The 2,134-nt window shown below is 73.6% G+C and carries 2 protein-coding genes; one reads left to right on the forward strand and one right to left on the reverse strand.

What is annotated here, in order from left to right:
* Positions 1-17: 17 nt before the first annotated feature.
* The gene (locus KBX53_RS30810; protein WP_051708596.1) at positions 18-404 is read right to left on the reverse strand and encodes a helix-turn-helix domain-containing protein; all 387 of its coding nucleotides are present in this window, start codon (positions 402-404) and stop codon (positions 18-20) included.
* Positions 405-526: 122 nt separating this feature from the next.
* Here KBX53_RS30810 and KBX53_RS30815 point away from each other — a divergent pair, with 122 nt between their 5' ends.
* Positions 527-2,011, forward strand: coding sequence for an MFS transporter (locus KBX53_RS30815; protein ID WP_309140899.1), 1,485 nt, complete (start codon positions 527-529; stop codon positions 2,009-2,011).
* The last annotated feature ends 123 nt before the right edge of the window (positions 2,012-2,134 follow it).

A 2,134-nucleotide genomic window follows, 5' to 3' on the forward strand; every position in this document is an offset into this window, starting at 1 on the left:
CCACACCCCCTGCGGGTTTATCCGGTGTGCTGGGCGTCGTACCTGGTCCGCGCCTCGGCGATGGCCCGGCGGTGCCGCTCGGCCCAGTTGGTCAGCGCGACCAGTGACTCGTAGAGCTCCAGCGCCATCGGGGTGGCGACGTATTCGACCTTGGGCGGGACGGTCGGGTGGACGGTGCGGTGCAGCAGGCCGTCTCGTTCGAGGTTACGCAGTGTGAGCGTGAGCATCCGGCGGCTGATGCCCTCGATGTGCCGCTCCAGTTCGGTGAAACGCACCGGGCCGTGCGAGGCGGACACCAGGATGCTGATGCTCCATTTGCCGCCGACCCGGTCGAGCACCTCGCGGACGGTGCAGGCGCGGGCCTGCCCCTCGGTGAACGGCACGTTCTGGGGTGCGCAGGTCAACTCGGCCTCGACCTGCGCGGACACATCGCTGTTCCTCTGGGACACAACAGTGCCTCCTTCCGCTCCGGTTCATGGTCACAGACGATGGCCTCGGTAACAAACCGTGCACCAAGGAGGTTCTCGTGGAACGTGTCGTCCCACCCCGTTGGCCGGCGCTGCTGGTGCTCTGCGCCGGCAGCCTGATGATCATCCTGGATGGCACAGTCGTCGCGGTGGCGCTGCCCGCCGTGCAACGCGACCTCGGCTTCACCGCCGCCGGCCTGGCCTGGGTGGTCAACGCCTACCTGGTCGCGTTCGGCGGACTGCTGCTGCTCGCCGGTCGGCTCGGCGACCTGCTGGGCCGACGGCGGGTCTTCCTGGCCGGCGTCGCGCTGTTCACAGCGGCCTCGCTGGCCTGCGCCGTCGCCACCGGGCCGGCCCTGCTGGTCGGTGCGCGGTTCGGGCAGGGCGTCGGCGGCGCCCTGGCCATGGCGGTCAGCCTCGGCATGATCGTCCGGCTCTACCCCGAACCGGCCGAACGGGCCCGGGCCATCGCCATCTTCAGCTTCACCGGCGCTGCCGGCGCGTCGGTCGGCACCGTCGCTGGAGGGGTGCTCACCCAGGCCGCCGGGTGGCGGACGATCTTCCTGGTCAACGTGCCGATCGGGGCGGTCATCCTCATCGCTGCCCTCCGCCGGCTCCCGGCCGAGCGGGGGATCGGCCTGCGGGCCGGCCTGGACGTGCCCGGCGCGCTGCTCGCCACCGCCGGTCTGATGGCCGCCGTGCTGGGCATCGTGGGGACGGGCGAGCACGGCTGGACCAGCCCTCGGACGCTCGGTGCGGTGGCCCTCGCGGCGCTGCTGCTCGGCGGCTTCACGCTGCGCCAACGGGTGGCGCCGACCCCGCTGGTGCCGCCCCGGGTGCTGCGCGTCAGGGGTCTGGTGGCGGCGAACGCCGTGCAGTTCCTGATGGTCTGCGCGTACTTCGGATTCCAGTTCCTGCTCGCCGTGGAACTGCAACTGGTGCTGGGGCTGGACGCCGCCGCGACCGGCTGGGCCTTCCTGCCCACCCCGGTCGTGATCGCCGTGGTCTCGCTCGGTCTGGCCGGTCGGCTGATCGCGCACTGGGGTGCCCGCAGGGTCCTGCTGGTCGGGCTCGTCCTGGCGACCGTCGGCTTCCTCCTGCTCGCCCGGCTGCCCGCCGACGGCGGCTACGTCGCCGACGTACTCCCCGCGATGCTGTTCTTCGGCGTGGCCGGCGGCCTGACCCTGCCGGCGGTCACCACACTGGCCATGGCCGGCGCCACCGACACGGACGCCGGGCTCGCCTCCGGCCTGGCCAACACCACCCAACAGGTCGGCGGCGCGGTCGGCCTGGCCGCGCTGGCCACACTGGCCGCCGCCCGCCGCGACGGGCTGCGGGCGGGCGGCAGGGCCGAGGCCGCCGCGCACGCCGGCGGCTCCCGGCCCGCGTTCACCGTGGCCGCCGGTCTGGTTCTCGCCGCGTGGCTGGTGGCGCTGACCGCGGTGCCCCGACCGTCGGCCGGACCGTCGTCGGCCGCCGATCCGGCCGACCGGGCCGCGGCGGGTACCGGAACCGATCCGTACCGAAGCGCCGCGTCCGGTTGACCGGCGGCGGTCCGGCCGGGAGGGTGGTCGGGTGAGCGAGGCTGACGAGACCCGGGACGGCGTGGCCCTGACCAACCTGGACCAGCCGCTGTCCGACCGCGACGACGCGACAAAGCGTGACCT

Source organism: Micromonospora sp. M51 (assembly GCF_018070305.1).
Classification (GTDB): Bacteria; Actinomycetota; Actinomycetes; order Mycobacteriales; family Micromonosporaceae; genus Micromonospora; species Micromonospora parva.